Source organism: Paenibacillus sp. JNUCC-31, from assembly GCF_014844075.1.
In the GTDB taxonomy this organism is placed as follows: Bacteria; Bacillota; Bacilli; order Paenibacillales; family Paenibacillaceae; genus Paenibacillus.
The window spans coordinates 6,595,185-6,616,668 of sequence record NZ_CP062165.1 but is presented as its reverse complement, the minus strand read 5'-3'; the positions used below and the strand labels follow the sequence as shown (position 1 = coordinate 6,616,668).

Annotated in this window: 16 protein-coding genes; 6 read left to right on the top strand and 10 right to left on the bottom strand. The window is 47.8% G+C overall.

All coding sequences use genetic code 11. The features are described 5' to 3' along the window. Together JNUCC31_RS29200 and JNUCC31_RS29195 are read right to left on the bottom strand one after the other, a co-directional pair. Nucleotides 1-1,557 carry a TerB N-terminal domain-containing protein gene (locus tag JNUCC31_RS29200; RefSeq protein WP_228469298.1) on the bottom strand — a complete coding sequence of 519 codons (1,557 nt, stop codon included), beginning with the start codon at nucleotides 1,555-1,557 and terminating at the stop codon, nucleotides 1-3. 261 nt (nucleotides 1,558-1,818) lie between these two features. Next, a complete protein-coding gene (locus tag JNUCC31_RS29195; RefSeq protein ID WP_192266818.1) occupies nucleotides 1,819-2,418 on the bottom strand; it encodes a biliverdin-producing heme oxygenase in 600 nt (199 codons plus the stop codon). 194 nt (nucleotides 2,419-2,612) lie between these two features. Between JNUCC31_RS29195 and JNUCC31_RS29190 the strand changes: the two genes are divergently transcribed. The 4 genes from JNUCC31_RS29190 to JNUCC31_RS29175 all read left to right on the top strand — a co-directional run bounded on the left by JNUCC31_RS29190 (nucleotide 2,613) and on the right by JNUCC31_RS29175 (nucleotide 5,176). Next, entirely contained in the window at nucleotides 2,613-3,410 is a 798-nt protein-coding gene (locus JNUCC31_RS29190; RefSeq protein ID WP_192266817.1) for a Nif3-like dinuclear metal center hexameric protein, read from the top strand. 104 nt (nucleotides 3,411-3,514) lie between these two features. Next, complete coding sequence (locus JNUCC31_RS29185; protein ID WP_192266816.1) at nucleotides 3,515-3,940, top strand: DMT family transporter; 426 nt, start codon at nucleotides 3,515-3,517, stop codon at nucleotides 3,938-3,940. Nucleotides 3,941-3,974: 34 nt separating this feature from the next. After that, nucleotides 3,975-4,673, top strand: a complete 699-nt coding sequence (locus JNUCC31_RS29180; RefSeq protein ID WP_192266815.1) for a Crp/Fnr family transcriptional regulator — start codon at nucleotides 3,975-3,977, stop codon at nucleotides 4,671-4,673. 17 nt (nucleotides 4,674-4,690) lie between these two features. Then, nucleotides 4,691-5,176 carry a DMT family transporter gene (locus JNUCC31_RS29175; RefSeq protein ID WP_192273418.1) on the top strand — a complete coding sequence of 162 codons (486 nt, stop codon included), beginning with the start codon at nucleotides 4,691-4,693 and terminating at the stop codon, nucleotides 5,174-5,176. An 87-nt stretch (nucleotides 5,177-5,263) separates the two neighbouring features. Here the strand turns inward: JNUCC31_RS29175 and JNUCC31_RS29170 are convergent, their stop codons facing one another. The 4 genes from JNUCC31_RS29170 to JNUCC31_RS29155 all read right to left on the bottom strand — a co-directional run bounded on the left by JNUCC31_RS29170 (nucleotide 5,264) and on the right by JNUCC31_RS29155 (nucleotide 10,430). Further along, nucleotides 5,264-5,980, bottom strand: a complete 717-nt coding sequence (locus JNUCC31_RS29170; protein ID WP_192273416.1) for a YebC/PmpR family DNA-binding transcriptional regulator — start codon at nucleotides 5,978-5,980, stop codon at nucleotides 5,264-5,266. Nucleotides 5,981-6,178: 198 nt separating this feature from the next. Beyond that, nucleotides 6,179-7,900, bottom strand: coding sequence for an assimilatory sulfite reductase (NADPH) hemoprotein subunit (gene cysI, locus JNUCC31_RS29165; protein WP_192266814.1), 1,722 nt, complete (start codon nucleotides 7,898-7,900; stop codon nucleotides 6,179-6,181). A gap of 54 nt (nucleotides 7,901-7,954) precedes the next feature. Further along, the gene (locus tag JNUCC31_RS29160) at nucleotides 7,955-9,793 is read right to left on the bottom strand and encodes an assimilatory sulfite reductase (NADPH) flavoprotein subunit (protein ID WP_192273414.1); all 1,839 of its coding nucleotides are present in this window, start codon (nucleotides 9,791-9,793) and stop codon (nucleotides 7,955-7,957) included. A gap of 247 nt (nucleotides 9,794-10,040) precedes the next feature. Next, entirely contained in the window at nucleotides 10,041-10,430 is a 390-nt protein-coding gene (locus tag JNUCC31_RS29155; protein ID WP_192266813.1) for a winged helix-turn-helix transcriptional regulator, read from the bottom strand. A gap of 178 nt (nucleotides 10,431-10,608) precedes the next feature. Between JNUCC31_RS29155 and JNUCC31_RS29150 the strand changes: the two genes are divergently transcribed. After that, nucleotides 10,609-11,169 carry an NAD(P)H oxidoreductase gene (locus JNUCC31_RS29150; RefSeq protein WP_192266812.1) on the top strand — a complete coding sequence of 187 codons (561 nt, stop codon included), beginning with the start codon at nucleotides 10,609-10,611 and terminating at the stop codon, nucleotides 11,167-11,169. Between the two features lie 157 nt (nucleotides 11,170-11,326). Here JNUCC31_RS29150 and JNUCC31_RS29145 read toward each other — a convergent pair whose 3' ends face one another. Beyond that, the gene (locus JNUCC31_RS29145; RefSeq protein WP_192266811.1) at nucleotides 11,327-16,561 is read right to left on the bottom strand and encodes an S-layer homology domain-containing protein; all 5,235 of its coding nucleotides are present in this window, start codon (nucleotides 16,559-16,561) and stop codon (nucleotides 11,327-11,329) included. A 417-nt stretch (nucleotides 16,562-16,978) separates the two neighbouring features. Beyond that, entirely contained in the window at nucleotides 16,979-18,535 is a 1,557-nt protein-coding gene (locus JNUCC31_RS29140) for an ABC-F family ATP-binding cassette domain-containing protein (RefSeq protein ID WP_192266810.1), read from the bottom strand. Between the two features lie 243 nt (nucleotides 18,536-18,778). Between JNUCC31_RS29140 and JNUCC31_RS29135 the strand changes: the two genes are divergently transcribed. Beyond that, nucleotides 18,779-19,255, top strand: a complete 477-nt coding sequence (locus JNUCC31_RS29135) for an SET domain-containing protein (RefSeq protein WP_192266809.1) — start codon at nucleotides 18,779-18,781, stop codon at nucleotides 19,253-19,255. Between the two features lie 209 nt (nucleotides 19,256-19,464). Here the strand turns inward: JNUCC31_RS29135 and JNUCC31_RS29130 are convergent, their stop codons facing one another. Next, nucleotides 19,465-20,073 (bottom strand): DUF1349 domain-containing protein, encoded by a 609-nt coding sequence (locus JNUCC31_RS29130; protein WP_192266808.1) that lies wholly within the window; start codon nucleotides 20,071-20,073, stop codon nucleotides 19,465-19,467. Nucleotides 20,074-20,102: 29 nt separating this feature from the next. Continuing rightward, complete coding sequence (locus tag JNUCC31_RS29125; protein ID WP_192266807.1) at nucleotides 20,103-21,446, bottom strand: dihydrolipoyl dehydrogenase family protein; 1,344 nt, start codon at nucleotides 21,444-21,446, stop codon at nucleotides 20,103-20,105. Nucleotides 21,447-21,484 lie beyond the last annotated feature (38 nt).

The window sequence follows — 21,484 nt, the reverse complement described above, 5'->3', positions numbered from 1 at the left end:
TCACCTCTTCACTTGTTCAAACACATTCATATATTCCGAAACCAGGCGATCCCCTTCTACCAGCAGATCACCAATCGTTTCCATAGCCACATCATTTATTTCATCCAGCAGAAGTGCAGGCATCGTGCCATAACGCTCAGCAACTCGCATTAGCTCCGTATCCGGATTATCGCCAAGCAGGGCATGGATGGCCTGTACATGCTGAGGAGAGAGCATCCCTGAGAAATGTGCCCATTCTTCATCCAGATCAGCAGAAGAGGCTGCCTCCCATTGCAGAGTCAATGGCTCCGTGCCCGCTTGTCCTTCGGAAGTGCTAATGTGGACTTCAACGCACGGCTCCTGCTGGGTGCACGCCTTCGTATCTTGTTGTATTTCTTTTACATCATCCGTTTCGTGAACTGAATTCGGGATTAACAACGTCGCTCCCCTATTCCCATCTTCGCAAACCGGATCTTCCTCAATCATGAGCGCTCTCCGTACATACTCGCTTTCCTGCTGCAACGATGCAAGTTTCTCTGTATCAATTTGGATCAACGGTTGCTCTACCGCTGGCACGTGTTCGGCTGCAAAGGCTTTGTCCAAGTAACGTTCAATCACATTTGCAAGCTCAGGTTCAAGGGTCTTTCCGCGAAGTCGCCCTCTGAAACCGAGCAGTTCACGACATTTATTTTCGGTACATCGAAATATGCGGGTTACGAACTGAACAAAATCGGCATGCTCTCCAATCGGCACGTATGTAAGCTGAACCGATTTACCATATATGGAGTCGTCATATACAGCTTTGCAAAACAGCATGCGTTCCATGGTCCGTTCCTTATTCAGTAGTTCAAACTGATCTAATATCCCCGCCTCGCGTGTGCGCAGAAGATAAGAATCGACCAAAGACATCACTCGCGGAATGTACTTTTCCAGCACTTCTTTGCCGCCATCCCTGTAAAATTTGCTGAGTGTTATGTCGTAATCGTAGTATCGTTGTAGCAGTTTCAGCGAGATGTCCGATATATGATTGTTCAGCAGCCGTTGCAACTCCATATCCAGAACCTCCATGGGCAGATATCCGCTAGTGAGGTCCACCATCTCGGAAATGGACATATTCAGCTTGTGTACCAGTCCATAATCAATGATCCACTCCTGCATATACACATCCAGTTGCAGAAGGCGTTCACGGTAGTTGATCCACAGTTCTTTTAATTGATCATAACCAGATTGGGGCTCCTGCCAACCAATTCCGTTAATCAGCTCATAAATGTGAACAAACAGATAGGAGAGATCCGTATCCGGGAATCGCCCTTGCCGCACTTCGGTCCTCCAATACATATACCACTTGCGTTGGGGTGCATTCATAACACCATAGGTCGGCCAATAACTCATGAAAGGAACCCATGGAGCTTCCTCCCCCTCCACCTCTGCGAGCTGCCTCGCCTCCTCCACAAATCGTCTCTCCGAAGACAATATGCCGCCTGACAATGTTGGATTGAGATCAACACGGACAATCGTTGAACGATCAGGAACGGGAACAGCAGCTGTCTCTGGCTCCTCACTTAAATCTATCTCCATAAATTCCAGTTGTCTTGAATCCTCTTTCATCGAACTCTATTTCACCATCCTTCACCAAAGAATACGAACAGGTGTATCCATATGCCTCATTATAGCACTTGTTTTGTGTCTGCGGTGGCGAAAATAGGACTTTCCCTTTAACAACAAAAAAGAGATGCGGTTCAAACTGATATCCAGTTTAACCCACACTCCTCTATACGGTATTACTATATCCTATATCACTTCAATAAGGCATTCAGAATTTCGTTTTGCGAATTCATTTTATAATGTATCTGTACAAATCCATTGATCAAGCAAACGGAATGTTTCCGAAGCCGTATGCACCATCATGTCATGATCTCCTTCCCTGGAAATGGACTGGCGGAGCAGCTCCGTGAACTCGGCCCATCTAGTTCTCGTTTCCGTGCCATAGGCATTAAAATATTCCAAACCCCGATCCGCTTCAATTGGCAGGAACTGTGACAATCGTTTGGTCATGATCTGACCTCCGTTGGTAGATCCTTCAATGACATATAAATAACCGAACAATCTGGCAGGTGTCGAGATATCCGGAAGGTCTTTACATAAAGGAACCTGACTGATTTCCTCTTCACTGTCGCCAAGATTCCGCAGGTCATTTTCAAGCAAAGTCGCTTTACCTCTAATCCCGATATCCAGTCCCGTGCTATCCCAGAATGGTAGCTGTACCGCCTGATCTTCCAATGGTTTCAGGAACCCGTAAAATTTCTCCAGATATTTCTTATACGCTCCCAGGCTAATGGTTTGATTCATAATAGCCCTGGCATATTCGTTCTGTTCCACTTGTCTGTGATAATGAGCCGTCTCACTCTTCAGACGTTCCATAATGGTACTGGCTGTCATATAATCATCACCTTTCCAAGTCTAGGGTTGTCGTGGCTACTCCATTTAATGTGTATAAAGGTTCTATATAAGTATACTTTTTCTTGTACGAGAAAACGATATGAATCTGATCATCAGAAAAGGCATATCCATAATGCTGTTCTTCCATCAACATGATACACTGGGCATATCCTGTTATTGGAGGAATGTTACATATGAATATAACCATTCAACACATTATAGACCACCTTACTACCGAAGTTGAGTTTCCTGAAAACACGGTGGATCAATTGATTACGGGCTCTCCCAGTCAGAAGGTCACAGGCGTCTTTGTAACTTTTATGCCTACACAACATGTAATTGAGCATGCGATACAGCGTGGAGTTAATCTAATTATCGCTCATGAGCCTCCCTTCTATAACCATCATAGCCATACCGATTGGCTTGCCGAAGATCCTGTCTATAACACGAAAAATAGTCTGATCAACGAAGCGGGTATCGCCATCTATCGCTGTCATGATGCCATTCACCGCTATCAACCGGATGGCATTACGGAAGGATTGGTTCATGCATTAGGATGGTCATCTTATGTAGAGCAAAGAAGACCGGAAACCGACATTCTATCCCTTCCGGGAGGAACAACAGTCGAAGATATTGTCCACCATATTAAAAATAAACTTGGAATAGAATATGTGCGGGTGGTCGGCAGTCCAACAATGATCTGCACACGTGCAGCAATTCTGGTCGGTTTTCGAGGAAACGGTCATCTGACCATTCCCCTGCTGCAAGACGAAGGACTGGATCTCATTATCGCAGGTGAAGGATTTGAATGGGAAACACCGGAGTACATCCGTGATGCTGTGCAACAAGGAAAACAAAAGGCTCTTATTATGATGGGACATGCCGAAAGTGAGGCTTCCGGTATGAAAATGTTAGCAGAGAGAATGGCGAAGAACTTTCCTGAACTGCCTGTTCACTTTGTAGGAGAGCAACCTGTATACAGAGTACTTTAGATGCGGTAAATTCCAAGCTGAGGACATTTGTCCTTGGCTTTTCGAGTGAATTTATCATTTAATAGAAATCGAAGAAGTAATGATGCGACAAGGAGAGTACCACCATGAGAGGAATTATTTTTGCACTATTAGGCGGTGCATGTATCACCCTGCAAGGGGTTGCCAATACCCGAATCAGTACGGACATGGGCACCTGGCAAGCCGCAACGATTACCCAGCTCACCGGGTTCATACTGGCGGCTCTGATTCTAGTGTTTGTACGTGACATCAATCTACAAGGATTAAAGCAAGTGAAACCCATGTACCTTGCGGGAGGTGCATTTGGAGCAGTTATCATTTTTAGTGAAGTTACGGCAATCCAGCAAATCGGGGTAACGTTTACGATCTCCGCCCTGTTGATTGCCCAGCTGTTCCTGACCTTTATGGTCGACAGTAACGGATGGTTTGATGTTGTGAAGCAGAAAATGAAACTACCGCAATTTCTGGGTATAGCCTTAATGGTGACGGGCGTCATTATTATGAAACTATAGCTGGTTGAGTATAAAGTCGGGGGTGAAATACGTTATGGAAGAAATCCAGGATGAGCATCAATTGTTACACTATTTGAAGCAGTATCAACTCGAATCGGTATTTCACGAGCCCCTGCGTCCACATATGACATTATGCCACTTCGAGAAGTGTGAATTGATCTGCCGCGAAGGGGAATTATCCGAATATTTGTACGTACTGGTTGAAGGGAAGATCAAAATCTTCACGACCTCATCTCAGGATAAAACACTTGTGCTTTGCTTCAAGACACCGTTAGAGGTGGTTGGTGATATCGAGTACGTTCGGGAAAGCAACATCGTCAACACCGTACAGGCCGTCTCACCTGTCGTGATGCTGCGCATTCATTATAAATGGCTGGCTGAACATGCCAGCGAGTATGCACCTCTGTTGAAATTTTTGCTCAAAATCATATCCCACAAGTTTTATATTGATTCGAACTTCTCCAATTTTAACCTGATGTATCCGGTCGAGGTTCGATTAGCCAGCTATTTGCTCTCCATCTCTACCGAAGAAGCAGGAACAGTTGTCCACGAAGAACTGGACGCCTTCAATCTGACGGATATTGCGAATCTGATCGGTACGAGCTATCGGCATTTGAATCGGGTGATTCAGAAACTGTGTGAGGAGGGATTAATCATGCGGGATCAGGGATTTATAATGGTCAAAGATCGGGCAGGTCTGGCAGAAGTGGCGGGGCACAACATCTATGAATAAGGAGAGCTACATCTATGATCATTACAGGTATTTTGCTTGCGTTACTGGCAGGTTCTCTGGTCAGTCTGCAGACCATCTTTAATAGTAAGGTAAATGAACGTACTGGCTCGTGGTCCACGACAACGATGGTGCTTTTCACCGGATTTATTGCTTCGTTTCTGATTTCTCTGCTGGTGGAGGGCAAAAATACGTTCAGCTTCCAACATATGCAGCCCTGGTATTGGCTTAGCGGAGCGATTGGGGTTGGGGTGGTCTTCTGTCTCGTTCAGGGCATGAAGCTGCTCGGCCCCACCTTTGCCATCTCCATTGTACTCACATCCCAGCTAAGTTTCGCCCTGCTCTTTGATTCCATGGGGTGGCTTGGACTGGAGCAAATTCCATTTTCGTGGAACCAACTTCTAGGGGTTCTTGTCATCGTCGGCGGCATCGTATTATTCAAGTTTGGCGGCAGCAAATCGGCAAAATCGAAAAAATCTCCTGGTGCATGGCAATCCGACTCCTAGGAGAACAATAAAAAAAGAGTGTCTGTCCAATCCCGTTGATTGGCTAGACACTCTTTTTGGCCATTGACCATGTATCGTTCAATTCGCTTAAACGAACTCTACGTTATGGTACACTTGCTGAACATCTTCAAGGTCTTCCAGGGCATCGATCAGTTTCTCGAACTGAGCTTGTGCATCCTCTGGAAGTTCAATATGGTTTTGCGCCAGCATCGTCAGCTCGGCTACGGTGAACTCAGTAACACCCGCAGCTTTAAATGCTTCTTGAACCGCATGGAATTGATCTGGCTCGGCGTAGACGATAACCGACTCGTCCTCATCCACGATATCACGTACATCCACATCTGCTTCAAGCAGGATTTCAAGTACTTCTTCCGAATTTTTACCTTCAACCCCGATTACCGCAGTTGGATCAAACATATAAGCAACAGAACCACTCACACCCATGTTACCCGCGTTTTTGTTAAATGCGGAGCGCACTTCCGGTGCTGTACGATTCACGTTGTTGGTAAGGGCATCCACGATAACCATGGCACCATTGGGCCCGAAACCTTCATAACGCAGTTCTTCATAGTTCTCGTCCCCGCTGCCTTTTGCTTTTTCCATGGCGCGATCGATAATCGCTTTGGGTACGTTATACGTTTTGGCACGTTCCAGCACGACTTTCAGTGCGCGGTTCGCCTCCGGGTCCGGTTCGCCCTTCTTGGCAGCTACATAAATCTCAACGCCGAATTTGGCATAGACCCGGCTTGTATTTGCATCTTTTGAAGCTTTTTTTTCTTTAATATTATTCCACTTACGACCCATATCGTTTCCGCTCACTTTCAACATATAATCTGCTTTCTACTTTGTCATTATATCTTGTTGGGCGTACTTCAACAAGTTTAGACTCACGAAAAAATGGTAAAAGACAAGTAGACCTAACGTTCAAAATTTTAAGTTTAGTTCCATAAACGCCAAAGAAGCACCTCCCTAGGGAATGCTTCTTTGCACAACATAAACTAATCAGGCATGAAACTGCTGACCGTCCAGCACTTCAGGCACATAACCTGCACGAATAACGAAATCCCCGAAATGCTCTCCCTCATTGCGCTCTTTGGCATACTGATTCACCATCGGAGTCAATGTATCCAAAATTTCTTTTTCGCCAATATTTTCTTTGTACAATTTGTTCAGGCGATGCCCGGTAAAACTTCCCCCAAGATACATATTGTATTTGCCCGGAGCTTTACCGATAAACGAAATCTCGGCCAACATCGGTCTTGCACAGCCGTTCGGGCAACCTGTCATACGAATAACAATCTCTTCGTCTCTCAGTCCCGCTTCGTCCAGAACAGGCTCAAGCTTGTCGATCAGAGAAGGCAGATATCGTTCGGACTCCGCCATCGCAAGGCCGCAGGTCGGAAGAGCAACACAGGCCATGGAACTTCTCCGGAGTGCCGAGTAATGAGCACCATCCGTCAGATTGTATTGCTCAATCAGCGCCTCAATTTTTTTCTTCTTCTGGCTGCTTACATTACCAATAATCAGGTTTTGGTTGGCAGTCAGGCGGAAATCTCCAGTATGAACTTTCGCAATTTCACGCAAGCCCGTCATGAGTGGATAACCGTCCACATCCTTCACTCGTCCATTTTGAATGAACAATGTGTAGTGCCATCTGCCGTTGCTGCCTTTCACCCAACCGTAACGATCTCCATTATGATCAAAATGGAATTCGCGCGCCGCATCCAGCTTCCAACCGAGACGACTGGTTAGTTCCTCCACGAACCAAGCCAAGCCGCGGTCATCGATTGTATATTTAAAACGGGCATGCTTACGAACTGCACGATCCCCATAATCACGCTGAATCATTACCGTTTTCTCCGCGACATCAATCATTTGCTCTGGTGTGCAGAAACCAATGACTTTGGAGACCTGAGGATAAGTCTTCGGATCACCATGAGACATCCCCATACCACCGCCGACAGAAACGTTGAAGCCTTGCAGCTTGCCGTTCTCTACAATAGCGATAAAGCCGAGATCCTGAGAGAACACATCTACATCATTGGATGGTGGAACGGCAATCCCAATTTTGAACTTACGCGGCAAATACACTTTGCCGTAAATCGGTTCTACTTCTTCATCGTTGTCCTGAGAATCGATAACTTTCTCCCCATCCAGCCACAGTTCATGATAAGCACGGGTACGTGGGTCCAGATGATTGCTCACCTGGCATGCCCATTCATATACTTCGGCATGAATATCCGATTGATCCGGATTCGGGTTGCACATCACGTTCCGGTTGACGTCGCCACACGCAGCAAGGGTGCTGAGCAACGAATCATTCACTTCACGAATGGTATTTTTGAGGTCCCATTTGAGGACACCATGCAGTTGAAATGACTGGCGTGTCGTCAGACGAATCGTCTCATTCGCATATTTATGCGCAACACGATCCATCATCAGCCACTGCTCGGGTGTAACGATTCCTCCCGAAGCACGCACACGCAACATGAATTGGTAGGCAGGCTCCAATTTGGATTTATTCCGCTCATTACGCAAGTCACGGTCGTCTTGCATATAACTTCCGTGATGTTTCATCAGGCGGTTATCATCCTCCGGAATCGCTCCACTGATTCGATCTGCCAGTGTTTCAGTCAGACTTCCGCGCAAGTAGTCACTTTTGATCTTTATATCTTCCACATCGCTGTTCACACGCTGCGGGTTAAGTAAGTTATTATAAGCCATGCTGCTTTCTCCTCTCGTATCCACGGGATACCTTATCCGCCACATGTTCTGGAATTAGTACACATCCCGCTGATAACGTTTTTCCTGTTGCAACCGTGTCAGATATTCCGCTGCCTGTTCAGGTGTTAAGCCACCCTCTTGTTCAAGAATTGTTGCGAGTGCAGCATGAACATCATGTGCCATTCGTTTCTCGTCACCACAGATATATATAACTGCACCGTCCTGAATCCACCGATACATCTCTTTGCTGTGTTCCAGCATCCGATGCTGCACATATACTTTCTCTTCCGCATCACGGGAAAAAGCCACATCCATCTTCGTAAGAACGCCGTCTTTGAGCCAGCGCTGCCATTCGGTCTGGTAGAGGAAATCCGTGGAGAAATGCTGATCACCGTAGAACAGCCACGTCTTGCCTTCTGCACCCGTCTCTTCACGCTCACCAAGGAAGGATCTGAACGGAGCTACACCTGTACCAGGACCGACCATAATGATTGGAACATCCGGGTTGTCGGGTAATTTGAAGTTTGGATTTTGCTGAATAAAGACAGGCAATGTATCACCGATTTCGGTTCGTTCAGCCAGATGAACAGAGCATACACCGTAGCGCTCTCTGCCATGCGACTCATAACGTACGGTACGAACGGTAAGATGAACTTCATCCGGGAAAGACTTCGAACTGCTTGCGATCGAATATAGACGTGCCGGGATTTTACGAAGCACAGCTATGAAGGAAGCCGCCGAAATGCCTTTGAGTCCGTAATCCTGTACCAGATCCAGCAGATCACAGCTGTTCATGACCTTGCGGAATTCCGAACCATCTGCAAGCAGAGCAGGTAGTCCGCTATCCGGACTCAGCTTTGCAAGCTGTTCAACAACCGGTTTCGTAACAGCGGTAATTTCGAAATAACGCAGCAGTGCTTCACGCACAGATACCTGCTCTCCGCTTTTATTAACCGTAACGCGCTCATCTGCATTCCATTCCATGGTTGCAATCAACTCATCCACAAGTCGTGGGTGATTCTCAGGGTATACACCCAGGCTGTCGCCCGGTTCATAGTCCAGATTGGAGCCCTCCAGAGACAACTCAATATGACGCGTCTCCCGGTCAGACCCTCTGCCGTTCAAGTTCAGATTTTCCAGCACTTCCGCCTTGAAAGGATTCGTCCGGTTGAACTCGGATTCATCGCTACTTCCTGCCGCTCCAACGGCTTCACTGGTTACCGTCCCCGCAGATGCCGGTGTGCTGCTGAGTGAAGCAAGTACATCATTCATCCACTCTGCTGCCGCTTCATCAAAATCAACATCACAGTCCACACGGGGTACAAGCGCTGTTCCGCCAAGCTCTTGCAAGCGAGTATCAAAATCCTTTCCTGTCTGGCAGAAGAACTCATACGAAGTATCTCCCAGAGCCAATACAGAGTAACGCAGTCCATCGAGCTTCGGAGCCCGTTTGCTATGCAGGAATTCATGCAGCGGAATCGCATTATCCGGCGGTTCGCCCTCTCCATGCGTGCTGACAATAATGAGAAGATTCTCTATTTTTTTCAGTCCGTTTGGTTTGAAATCCCCCATTGCAGACAGGGTCACCTGGAGTCCCTGCTCTTCCAGCTTTTTCGCCAGTTTCTTGGATAGTCCACTGGAATTTCCCGTTTGTGACCCAAAAAGTACGGTTACTTCCCGAGAAACCGTCGGTGTATTTGCAGGTGCCGCACCTGCCGATTGTACAGGCTGTTGTATCCCACCAGCGGGTGCGGTCACAGCTGCATTCCCCTGAATGGCTGTCAGATATCCGCTTAACCATGTTTTCTGTCCATCGTTCAATGTAGGAATAAGGCGATTGAGCAATTCAATCTGTTCCTGATTAAAAGGGCTGTTTGTCACTTGAAGTTCCACCATTTGCCACCTCGCGCATTGCGTCAATTTTAATTCCTACTAAAATGATCATATTAATTTCTACTAATTAGAACCTAACACACGGGGTCTTGAGGGTCAATTTCGATGATTTTATGGCATTTATCAGTTTCGCTGATAAAGGACAGAACAAAAACAAATAACCTCCTCTTCAATCAAAGTGTACCCTTTGTAAAGGACATTTTAAATGGAGGGAGGCTTTTGTTTTATTTTCATTTTGGCGATCAGTTCAGGTTGAATTCGAAAGCGGAATATAGTCACTAAAATGATCTTCCAGCACTTTGCTTTTATCTCCATATACTTTGTCCAGATGATTCTCTCCCCACAGACAGATACGGTCGATGATTTCCTGCAGTGTCAAGCCATATTCGGTCAGCTCATACTCTACCTTGGGCGGAATCTCGGGATGAATAATTCGATGGATGATTTCATTCTTTTCCAGATCACGAAGCTGCTGGGTAAGGACCTTTTGAGTAATGCCAGGAATGGCTCTGCGAAGTTCACTTGTTCGTTTTTTACCTGATATCAGTTGATGCAGAATAAGAATCCTCCATTTTCCACCGACCAGTTCCAGCATCGCCTGCACACCGCTCTCATATCTTTTCAGTTCCTGTTCCACTCGTTATCCCCCTTAAATCACATATATGTATATCCATTATTAAAAGTAACCGAAGAACCTCAAGGTATCTACAGCACTCGAAGGTGCGTACTTCTCAATAAGATGTCATGAATCTTATAATAACATTGGTCAGCACGCTAAACCAAAAATTGAAGGAAAAAAGGATGGTTACTTATACATGAAAATCAAACTGGTCGTTACTCACCCAAGACAGGATTCTCTAACATTTGCCGTGATGAATCGTTTTATAGAAGGTATAAAGGAGAATGACCACGAAATCGATATCCTCGATCTGTATCGTGATGGATTTGATCCGTTATATAGCGTAGAAGATGAGCGAGATTGGCAAAACCCCGATAAGCAGCATGCCCCTGTAATTCGCAAAGAGCTGGATCGTGTGCTCGCGGCGGATGCCATTGTATTTGTATTCCCGATCTGGTGGTACAACGTTCCTTCCATGCTTAAAGCCTATCTGGACAAGGTATGGAACATGGGGCTGCTGAACAAGGCAAACTCCAAAAAGGCACTCTGGATTGCGCTAGCTGGAGGAACAGAGGCATCATTCCATAAATACGATTATTACAACATGATTTCGAATTATCTGAATAACGGGATCGCAGGCTATGCAAGAATGCAGGAATCCCGAGTCGAGTTTCTCTATGAAACCATATCCGAATCCAAAACGCATATCGAAGGTTTGTTGGAACAAGCGTATCAAATCGGCAGACATTACAATTGACCTTGGCAATTGGACAGAAGGCTACTCATTTGGTTGAGAAGCAGACTTTCACCGCCTAGTTATTGCCCATGCCAGGCGTACAAGTAAAAGGCTTACGTCATCCTGTAATCCAGGTTGACGTAAGCCTTCTCTCCTTACACTACAATTGTTGCTATCGTCATTTAGGCCAAACCATTTTGCTCATTATCGCATACAGCAGCGCTGCCGATTCAGCACGAGTCGCATGGGCAAGAGGTTTCACCTCGTTGTTGTATCCACCGACGATGCCCAGATTTACAAGCAGGGCTACACTGTTACGGGCATATGACCGGATCATCGAAGCATCGCGGAAATGAGCGAGGCTATCCTCCGATACCGATTCGGGCTCGACCAGTCCGGCCGCTCCAAGCGCCCTAACCGTCAGCGTCATCATTTCCTGACGGGTAATGGTTGCTTCAGGCATAAAGCGCCCATCCCCGGTGCCGCTGGTGATGCCAAGCGCACGCGCCATGGTTACCGCTTCATAGTAGGGCGCCTCTGCACTGACATCAGTGAACGCATTCCCGCTTGAGGCGTTTAAGCCCAGTGCGGTTATTAACCACTGCACGTATTGACCACGCGTCATATCCGCTTTGGGATGCAGCTGGCGTGGATCACCGTTTGCCTCCGCATCAATCACTCCCCGAACAGCCAATGCCTCCATCGCTTTCTTGGCCCACTGTACTTCTGTAAGGTCAGTGAACGTGTGCTCCACAGACATAACAACATAATTTCCTGCCGGTGACGTTGTAGAGAATATAACTTCACCGCTGTTTGCATCGTAATGACTTTGCGGCAACGGGGTTGCCACACCGCTCGCGTCAATGGCAAACGCTACAATCCTTTCCTGCTGGGCAGCTTGCGCTGATTTGTAAGGCAGATGGAGCGTCAACTCGCCCCCCAATGGCCATTCATGACCATCCAGATGCAGTTCAAGTTGAACCCCATGCTGCGTGCCAAGTTGATTGGCGGCCGATTGCGGCAGCACTGTTCTGATTAGTCGTACCGAAGCGATCTCCTTATCCTTCACATCCTTTGTTAACACTGTCGCGGGAAGCTTTAACGTCCCGAGTTCCGTAACGATATGAAGTATGTGTGACTCGCCATGATCCAACAGCGCAGACACGGGCAGGGACACTTCATAAGCCGTCGCTCCCAAGATCGGCTTCAGCCGTAGTTCAACCAAACGTTGGCCAGCATCTGTAAAGGGAGCAACTTTGAAAGCCTCTCTAATTGTTGAAGCTTCCACTTGGGTCTTTACTTCACCCTTCTGGTCAGGCTTACCTTGCAGCACTAGAACGGAGCGGTCCTTTTGCAGCTCAGGTTTGGGTGAAGGAGCCCCTGTGCTTGGGATACCGCCTCCTGCCTGCTCTCCGGAGTTGCCAGAGCCACTTCCTGAATTCCCACCTGAATTGCCGCCTGTACCTCCACCTGGGTTACCGCCCGAACCATCGGGGTCTGTTCCTCCAGGGGTAGACACATAGGCTGGCACCGTTACTGTCAACGGCCCTGTCATGGATTTACTATCGTCAGAGGTTCGAGTAATCTCCAATTCTAGCGTTACCTGCGTTTCCTTCGATGGCGGTATGATCGTTCCATCGATTTGAATGACGGACGGTACCGAACTGGAAGCGATCTCCACCGCAAATCCTTGCGGCGCTTTCGGCAGCTCCAGCCTCTTTGCACCTGCAGAAGGCTGCTCCAGTGCTGTAATGCTTGCAGCCACATCGGCAGCGGTCTGTTGGGCCGTAAACACCTGATAAGCGGAGGACAAACCGCGTATCGAATGCCCCGCCGCGTCAAAAGCTTCCACTTTATAATAATAACTGGTGCCGGGACTCAATCCGTTGTCCGTGTATTCCCGCAAACTGCCGTTGTAGATGACATGGTACTCTCCTTTCTCGCGCTCCGAGCGATAGAGCTTGTAGCTCGCTGCACCGAGAAGAGCATCCCAACGGAGTGATGTACTCGTTGCAGCCGTTATATCGGCATTCAGTCCGACGCTATCGTCTGTGGATGGCACGGCATCAGGCTTGGCGATCAAGATCCAGCTGATTAGCGGGTCCTGTGATGCCGTATTGCGTACGGTCAATTCCAGCTTGTTGTCCGAAACGACAATGCCTGTGTGGGCTCTAACACTGGCTGGCGTATAAGCAACGGCACCGGTATTCGTGCCGTTGATGAGGAAATTCGCTTTGCGCGACGTGTTCGTCCACGGATCGTTGAATCCGGCATATATATCGTATGTCCCGTTCGCCACATCAAAGGTATAGGTCAGATCACTGCCTTTGGGCGAGTTGCTGACATTACCTCCATTCAAATAACGTACGGTTGAGAACATATCCCCGCCGCTCGAACCGGAAGGCAGCGCATCGGCGCTGACGTAACCCCAAGTCCGTCCCTCCACAGGCGCGTACATTTGATCCGCTGTACCCGAGTTGGCAAGCGAGCCTTTCATGTAGGAACCCATCAGCTTATAATCCGCCGTTTCGTATCCCCCGCTGTTCACGAAATACAGTGCATTCTCCGGAATGACATATACACGGACCGCCTGCTTTTTGTTACCAAACTCCGGTGTCGTTACCTGCAGTGTGATCGGGCCGGGTTTCGCAAAATCTTCTGCCGTCATGACCCGGTTATCGATCGTCCATACCGCTGGGGTTGACACAAGCGTACCTCCGTCACGCACATTGACCATCGTAGGCAGGGAAGGTACTTTCCCGAGCGGCACAGCTTCCGGCATCGGATCAGCGATGTCCACCTTGCCCATTGAATTCAGCAGATCGGGCGTCCAGCTGTCGTACCATCGGATTGCAATGTCAGAGCCTATTCCGAACTCAATGGGCAAGAAAACGTATTTTGCCCCGTCGTTTGAGAAATTGCCGCCGTTCCATGTGTCTCCCACGTAAATGAATTTTCCTTTTTCCGGATCGACTGGAATGACCGACGTAGTCTGCGTACCGAACGCCTTACCCGGATCGGGATCGCTCGGCAATGTGCGTACGAACGGATTGTTCATCGTTGACCAAGGACCAAAAATGCTATCCGCCACCGTCACTTTGTTTTCGTTAGGGGCCCAGCCGGACGCGCCGGAGGTCAGAATATAATATTTGCCCTGATACTTGAACATCGCGGGCGCTTCACGCTGTCCGCCTGGGAACACCCGCACGTAATCAACACCGTATTCAGCCTGATAAGTGGAATCCCGTACCGGATTGCCTTTGTCATCCGTTCGTCCTTCCTTATGCCACCCTGTTACGTCACTGTAGTCTTCATTCAGTTTGGAGATATACAGCGTCAGGTTTTCCTCACTGGAATAGATAAGATATCCGGTACCATCGTCGTCCTTAAACAATGTCATGTCACGAGCCATGCCCCGATCGCTTGGGAAGTAGTCTTTCTCCCCTTCGGGAGCTCTGTCCATCCGGTAACTCTTCTGATACACGAAGGGCCCTGTCGGCGAGTCACTGATTGCATAACCGGCCTGTGCCTTGCCATAATTGGCATTATCATTGTACGGGTCCTTGTCTCCATCGATATGGGCCCACATGACGTATTTCTTCGTTTTGTCATTATAAATGACTTTTGGTCGTTCGATAATACGCCCTCTGCGAATGTCTGCCCAGATGTTCACTTTGTCCTCTCGCCCGGCGTACAATTCGGAGATGATCGGATCATTGTCAAAATCATCCATCGACTGAATCGTCCTTAGAGCCATGCCTTCATCTGTCCAGTTCAGCAAATCTTCTGACGAATACACCCGTACACCAACGGCTGGCCATCCTCCTGTATGGTATTCACCGTACCAATAATATTTCTCAGTCTGTTCATCATAGAAAAAGCCTGCCCCATGCGCGTCAATCGGCTTGCCGCCCTGATCCGGCCACAACTGTCCGGGCGTAAAGCTCGTGCGGATGGTGGCAACACCCAACGGTTCCGATGCCGGAGAAACAACGCCGTCTACTGTTGCCTGAATGACATAAAAATATCCCGTGCCCGTCGTCAGGCCGCTATCACTGAACGAACTTTCATTACCGCTGTATACTTGCTGATACGTACCAGCAGCACTGGTTGCCCTGGACACGGTATACGTTACATCCGAACCTGACAAGGGGTTCCACCCCAGAGAGATCGACGTATCGGTCACTGCTGTAGCAGCAAATCCTGTAGGGGAATCAAACGAATACGTCGTAGCCTCTGCCGGAATGAACGCTGACTCTCCAGCAGCGTTGAAAGCTGTTACACGATAGCTGTAGCTACGGCCTGGCATGAGCCTTTCATCCTTGAAAGCAAGTTCCTTGCCTTCGTAAATTTGCTCATATTGGTCGCTGCCCGTCTCTGCCCGATTCACGCGGTATCCAGTCGCCTTGTCCACAGCGAGCCAGGACAACTTCACGGTTGTGGCATCGATTGCTACAGCATTCAGTTCGCCTGGAGCCTGTGGAGCAGCGGCTGTCGTACGAACCTCCAGTGGCGCAGACCATAACGATTCCGTCATCCCTGCGTATTCATATGCGAGCTTGTAATAATACAATGTATCGGTGCTTAGTCCCTCATCCACGTAAGCCTGAGAGCCCGTGCTTGTTATCAGGGAATATCCACCTTCGGGCGTAGACGAGCGGTACAGCCGATAGCTTGTAGCACCTGTTATTTCGGCCCAGTGCAATGAAACTGAAGACGCCGACTGCTCGTCACTGGAGAGCACAACCTCATTCACTGGCGGTGGTTCGGCAATAATAACGTCATCTATATGTACCGACTGCCAGCGATTCCGAATGCCGACCGCACCTGCCCCATAGGAGCTGTCTACCAGATCAAAGACCAACTGATCCGTGCCGTTTTCAACGATGTATCCGCGAATGGAAGTACCTGACAACACCATTTTGAGCGTATACCACGTTTGTTTGGCAAACGCATAATCCACCGATTTCAACGTCGTGTCGGTTCCGCTCACCCGCTTGGAGAAGACGAGTTTATTGGAAGGAACCTGCATTTGAAAATAATAAAAGTTGCTCTTATCCTGAAACCGCGGCAAAATCCCCGGATATCCCTGACCGGCTCCCGTGTAAAAGCGCATAGATACCGTCATGTCAGACATTACGTCTTCTGTCGAAATGATGCCTTCTCCCGTATCGCTCTGATAAAGCGTGTAGTTGGAGGCATCCGCCGGGTCCGCAACCACCTCCCATTTGCCCGTACTTACCTTCCACGCGGGTGATGCCGTATAATCCCCGTCCGAAAAGTCGTCCTGAAGCAACGTGGCCGGCATTCTGGCTGCATCCGCATATGTCTTGATTGGCTGCATCAACGGTCCTGAAGACAATGCCAACGTAGCAGATAACATGAGTATCAAGGGTTTCTTGAGTCTATCCAATGTTCATTCTCTCCTTTGCCTCGGAAAATGAAAACAGAGTCTTGAAGTCACGGTGCTGTTATCCAGCCTTTACTGAGAGTGCAACCAACGTGCGGTGTCGTGCGCGTTTCACCTCCTCTTTTAATGAAACCGGTTTCAGTAGAGTGCAAAAAAAAGACCTGTTTTCCCTCCTAAGTGCAATGTACCAAAACGGAATACCTCGTCTTCTTTGCCCCTATGTAGTGAAACAGGTTTATATCACATAAATGTAAGTGCTTACAATTATATTATCGCCTGTTTGAAGCTGTCAACCACCAACTTAGCTCGGACATAACATCACTTAAACTATGCAAAAAAACGCGTATTCCGCCTGCTTCGCAAGCAAATACGCGCCTTTTACCACCGTTCGAGCTTGTTCGCAAACTCGCTTGTAATCCTTTAAAATACCTTCGTTGTCCACGACTCACAATTCCACGTCTCCGTAACCACATCCCGATAGAATTCAGGTTCGTGAGAGATTAGCAGAATACTGCCTTTGTACGCTTTGAGTGCACGTTTCAATTCATCCTTGGCGTCAACGTCCAGATGGTTCGTCGGCTCATCGAGTACAAGCAGGTTCGTTTCGTTGTTGATCAATTTGCAGAGACGCACTTTGGCTTTCTCGCCACCGCTCAGCACTGCTACCTTGCTCTCAATATGCTTTGTCGTCAGTCCACATTTCGCAAGTGCAGCACGCACCTCGAATTGGGTGTAGGACGGGAACTCCTGCCAGATCTCTTCAATACATGTATTGTAGTTCGCATCCTTCATTTCTTGCTGGAAGTACCCAATCTCCAGATGCTCCCCGCGTTGAACCGTTCCTTCCAGAGCCGGAATTTCACCCAGGATGCTGCGCATCAGGGTTGTTTTACCGATTCCGTTCGCACCAACCAGTGCAATCTTCTGTCCACGTTCCATGCGCAGGTCCAGCGGTCTCGACAACGGCTCATTGTATCCAATGACAAGCCCTTTGGTTTCAAAAATGAGCTTGCCGGACGTTCTGGCATCACGGAAGTTAAACTGTGGTTTCGGTTTTTCCTTGGCGATTTCGATGACATCCATCTTGTCCAGTTTCTTCTGTCTGGACATCGCCATGTTGCGCGTAGCCACACTTGCCTTGTTGCGTGCCACAAAGTCCTTGAGATCAGCAATTTCCTGTTGTTGACGCTTATACGCCGACTCTAGCTGCTGTTTTTTCATCTCATGGACTTCCTGGAAATGACTATAATCGCCCACATAACGGGTGAGATCTTGATTCTCCATGTGATAGATCAAGTTAATGACACTGTTCAGGAACGGGATATCATGCGAAATCAGAATAAAAGCATTCTCATATTCCTGCAAATAGCGTTTCAGCCATTCAATATGCAATTCATCCAGATAGTTCGTAGGCTCATCCAGGAGCAGAATATCCGGTTTTTCAAGCAGCAGCTTGGCGAGCAATACCTTCGTACGTTGTCCACCACTTAGATCGTTCACGTCCTTGTCCAAACCGATGTCGGTTAGACCCAAACCACGCGCCGTCTCATCCACTTTGGCATCGATCATGTAAAAATCCTGGTTGGTGAGCGTATCCTGAATCGTACCTACATCCTCCAGCAGCTGTTCCAATTCCTCAGGAGTTACATCACCCATCTTGCCATACATATCATTCATTTCCTGCTCCATGTCGAACAAATACTGGAACGCTCCGCGAAGTACATCACGAATGGATTGCCCTTTGTTCAGCACGGCATGTTGATCCAAATAACCAACACGCATCCGTTTGGACCACTCCACTTTGCCTTCATCCGGCTGAAGCTTGCCCGTAATAATGTTCATAAACGTGGATTTACCTTCACCATTGGCCCCGATCAGCCCAATGTGCTCGCCTTTCAGCAGGCGGAAAGAAACGTTGTTAAAGATAGCACGGTCACCAAAACCGTGACTTAATTTTTCGACATTTAATATGCTCATTCATGACACCTTTTCTATATAGACTTAATTCTTTGTATATTATAAGCGCTATATCATGCACAACTCAACGCCATATTGTAAATTTAACACCATTTTTCGATGAAATGACCTCCGTTTCGACCCCGATTCATTCAAACTGAGATCAATGCATTTGCCTTATAGGTATGGATGAGTTAAAATTTTTGCTTAAACGACTTACAACTATAAGAATGGAGCTCTCATGCAGAGCATCAGGTGAACATTATGATTGAAGTGAAACAGTCCAAATTGGGAGATGGTGAATTTAACCGCGGGGTATTTGCTACGGTAGATATTCCAAAAGGCCAGCTGATCCATCAGGCTCCGGTTGTCCCTTATCCCAATGAAGACCACGAACATGTGGAGAAAACAATTCTTGAAGATTACGTATTCGAGTATGGTGCAAATCATACCGCCATCCTGTTGGGATACGGCAGTTTGATCAACCATTCCTACGAACCTAATGCCACTTATGACATTAACTTTGAAAACCATACCTTTGACTTCTATGCGTACAGAGATATCAAAGCCGGCGAAGAAGTGTTGATTAATTATAATGGCGAGGAAGATAATATGGACCCGCTTTGGTTTCTGGACGATTACGAGGAACGCATGCGTGAGCTGAATGAAACACATGATAGTGACGGGAATGCTGTTGACATCGAAGCCAATTCCAAAGATACGACGGATCCAAGCAAATAAATTGTGATGCACACTACCGCGATAGCTGCACGCTTATGGATGAACAAAAAATGACTGAATGCCATCCAGTATAAGAAAGATATAACGGCTAAGCAGTTGCCTAATTCAAACTCAAACTCAAACAAGCACGTTCTCCATCAAGGAAAACGTGCTTGTTTGAGTTTATTACGATGGATTGCTTCACCATTTTCAACCAAACCAGGCCCATCTCAATCGGTAATGGGAGGGTCTGTGTGCAGATCCTGATCCGGTTCTGTCAATTTCCATTTGGTAAACGCAACCTCGAACCCGGCCCGCTTCGGAGAACAGAGAAACGGTCCTGCCTGTTTGTTCGTCGGATAGGCGAACCTTGCAACACGAATGGTGCGCCATGGATGCTCATCCGTACGGGCACGAATGACCACTGCTTCGTCATGGTATGAAGCCCGAATGGTAACGATGCGTCCACCCCATTCCGGTACAGGCGAGAGTGACCAATCAGAAAATCGATCCGTTACGACCGCTCCTACATGGGCCACACCGTCATTCACTTCTACTCCCGCCTTGATCCACTGATCCTGGCCGTGCCAAAGCATCAACCCTGCCTGATCATATAATTCCGTGAATGAACTGAGATCAAACGATACTTCGATTGCCTGGGTACCATCCCATGGAGCAAGCATGGCATGTCCATTCTGATGACAGAAACCATAAAAGGTTTTCTCCCAGAAGTCACTACCCTCCTGTGCCTCCACAATCAGACGGTCACCTTCCGTTCGCGCTTGAGCCGGTTCGGTTGTCCACTCGGCGTCATGAATTCGGTGAAAATTAGCTGACATGATTCTTCCCTTCCTTCCACTTCATCACATTAAATTAAAGAGCCTAAATCCGATGCGGCTGTAGGATATGCAAAATTCATGGTGTTTAACTGATCGGTCGTCAAATCGAACTGAATCGCCATGGCGAACAGGTTAATCAGTTCTTCTGTTTTTCCACCCAATACATGGGCACCCAGGATACGCCCCGTTGCCTTATCAGTAACAACTTTGGCCATGGCAAATTTTTCATTCGTACGTTTATAAGTATACCATTTCGACATGTCATTTACCTTCACCTCGTATCCCTCTTTCTTGGCCTGTACGACATCGAGGCCTACAGAACCCAGGGATGGTACTGTAAATACAATCGAGGGCATCACTTTATAATTAGGTTTATTATGGTTGCCTTCGAGCAGATTCAAGGATACAGCGCGTGATTCCTGGCTTGCGAGCGGAGTCAATGGAAGTCCTTCCGTTGCGGCAACATCGCCAGCTGCGTAGACTTTTGGATTGCTTTCGCTTTGCAAGTACTCATTAACGGAGATGCCTTTTTTCGTATAGCTGACATTTCCCTTCTCCAGTTCAAGTCCCTCTACATTCGGAATACGTCCTGCTCCATGAACGACAAGTCCGCACTGCCATTGATGCTCCGCCCCATTTCGGGTTCCGCTGACTACATACGTGCTGCCTTCCTGACGAATCGCCTTCACTTCCGCATTCAAATGCACTTGAATGCCCACTTCTTCTGATTTTTGCAGCAGCAAATCCACCAGCTCCGAATCAAACTGTTCCAGCGGCCGCTCCCCTCGATGAATAATATGAACTTCAGTACCGGCTCTGGCTGCAATATGTGCAAATTCAAATGCAATGTAGCCCCCACCTACCAGAACCAATTTATCTGGCAGCTGTTCCAAATCAAGAAAATCATCACTGTATATCAGATGCTCAGCACCATCGATTGAAAGTGTCGCTGGACGCGCACCTGTAGCGATTAGAATATGTTTCCCCTGCAGCACTTCGTCTCCTACACGAATGTGATCTTCATCGATGAAAGAAGCCTTGCCATGGAATGTATCCATTCCGGCCTGTTTGAACTTATTCTCACTTGCTCTCGGAATACTTTCCGTAAATGTTCGCTTGAACGCCATAAGTTCCGGCCAATGAATTGAGGCGTTTCCTTCCACTCCTTTGCCCTTCATTCGCTCATTCCAGTCGATCAATTGAGCGGCTCCTGCAAGCACCTTTTTGGGGTCGCAGCCCCGTAACGCACAAGTTCCGCCAAACTCTCGTTCATCAATTACGGCAATTTTCCATCCGGCTTCGGCGCAGCGGGATATAACAGAGCTTGCTGCGCTCCCGGTACCAATCGCGATCAGATCATAAAGTTGTGTCATGTTGGTTCCTCCTCTTCATGGTTAACCGTGAACATCAA